Origin of the sequence: Streptomyces sp. DvalAA-14, assembly GCF_900091855.1 — a bacterium.
GTDB lineage: Bacteria > Actinomycetota > Actinomycetes > Streptomycetales > Streptomycetaceae > Actinacidiphila.
In genome coordinates, this window is the sequence record NZ_FMCH01000086.1 from 1 (window position 1) to 2229 (window position 2229).

Here is a 2229-nt window from a genome sequence, read left to right on the forward strand (position 1 = left end):
CCCAGCCCGCCGCGGCCGCCCCCGCCGCCGGCTCGGCCGTCACCGTGGCCGGCCGCGGCGAGTTCAAGGACATGCGCTTCACCGTCAGCCAGACCCAGCGCCTCACCAGCCAGGCGGTCACGGTGACCTGGAGCGGCGGCGTCCCGACCACCTTCGCCGGCACCCAGTTCAACACCGACTTCGTGCAGATCATGCAGTGCTGGGGCGACGACGACGGCACCGTGGCATCCAACCCGGGCCCGTCGCGCACCCAGTGCCAGTACGGCGCCTCACCGACCACCGACCGCACCTCGTGGCCGGGCAACGCCCGCGACGACACCCGGACGATCACCTACAACGCCCAGCCCACCAACTACGGCCAGGACGACCGGTACGGCGCCGACGGCGCCTTCGGCACCGGCGAGGTGCCCTTCAAGTCCGTGGACGGCACCGAGATCACCACCGGCACCCAGAACAACGCGCTGTTCAGCTACAACACCACCAACGAGATCGACTTCGCCCGGACCGGCGCCGACGGCACCGGCAAGGAGTTCTTCGAGGTGCAGACGGCGCTGGAGGCACCGCACCTCGGCTGCGGCGAACCGGTCCGGAAAGCCGGCGTCACCGCGCCCCGCTCCTGCTGGCTGGTGATCGTGCCGCAGGGGCACCTGGACCTGGACGGCAAGCCGTACGCCGACCGCACCCAGGTCAACGCGGGCTCCCCGGTGTCCAGCACCAACTGGAAGAACCGCATCGCCATCAAACTCGGCTTCAACTCGGTCGACTCCAGCTGCCCGCTGGGCGCCTCCGAGCGCCAGACCACCGGCAGCGAACTGGCCGCCGACGCCATGACCAGCTGGCAGGCCGCGCTGTGCCCCACCGGCACCGTCTACGGCTACACCGAGATCGGTGAACCCGACGCCCGGCAGCGGGTGGTGCAGAATGGCGGCAGCGGACTGGCCTTCACCGCGCGGGGGTTGGGCACCGGCGACGCCGTCTACGCGCCGGTCGGCCTGTCCGCCGCCGTCATCGGCTTCACCATCGAACGAAGAGCCAAATTCGGGGCCCCGGACTCGGTGAAACAGATCTCCGGCACCAAGGTCGGATCCATCAACCTCACCCCCCGGCTGGTCGCCAAGCTGCTCACCGAGTCGTATCGCAGCTCGGTGTGGGGCGCGGTGCAGACCGTGTCCGACAAGGCCGGCAACACCTCGCTGGTGGCGGCGAAACACTACGCGTGGGCGAAGAAGAACCCGACCGGCCTGGTCACCGACCCGGACTTCCTCGCCTTTAACCCGGAGTTCGCGAACCTGTCGGTGTCCGAGACACCCGCCACCGACACCGACCTGATCACCGCGCTCGGCCACTCCGACACCGCCGCGACGATCTGGGCCTGGATCGAGGCGGACAAGGACGCCCGCCAGTTCCTGGCCGGCATCCCCGACCCGTACGGCATGACCGTCAACCCGAACTACAGCACCAACGCCGACCTGAACCCCGGCCACTTCTCCTTCGACCCGCTGCGCGACGACTACCCCAAGAGCGACCCGTGGTGCGCGGCCGGCGCCGGCGCCGACCCCGACGCCAAGCAGTGCATGACCGACTTCCACCCCTACGTGGACGACATGCACGCCGGGGCGCTGCACACCCGCCGCGCCGACACCCTGTGGAAGTCCACCTGGGACGCGCTGGGCAACCCGCCCGGATACAAGAGCCCCGGCCCGCAGCCGGTCGGCTCCCGCTTCGAACTCACCATCACCGACGCCGCGTCCGCCGCCCGCTACGGCCTGCAGACCGCGAAGCTGCTCAACGCCTCCGGCACCTTCACCGCGCCCACCACCGCCACCTTGACCACGGCGGCGGCCGACGCGAGCGCCACCAGCGGCGGCGTGAAGGTCATCGACCCCGCCAAGGTCAAGGCCAAGACCGGCTACCCGCTGACCGAGCTGGTCTACGCGGCGCTGCGGCCCGACAAGCTCACCGCCGCCGCCCGCAAGGACTACGCCACCCTGCTGCGGTACGCCGCCGGGCCGGGCCAGATCAGCGGCGCCGACCCGGGCGACCTGCCGCCCGGATACGCCCCGCTGTCCCCCAGCCCTGCGCGCGCAGGCCACCCAGGCCGCCACGAAGATCGTCGCCATCAAGGGCGGGCCGGGGCACGACAGTTCCTCGGGCACCGCGCACAGCGGCGGCACGTCCATCGACGGCGGCGGCACCGTCGGCGGCACCGGCGGCGCCCCCGGCGGCAGC

At 71.6% G+C, this 2229-nt stretch carries 1 protein-coding gene; it reads left to right on the forward strand.

Annotated features, from left to right (window positions below; all coding sequences use genetic code 11):
- The coding region (locus tag GA0115240_RS36630) for a hypothetical protein (protein ID WP_093735301.1) at window positions 1-2229 on the forward strand (2229 nt) is incomplete at both ends.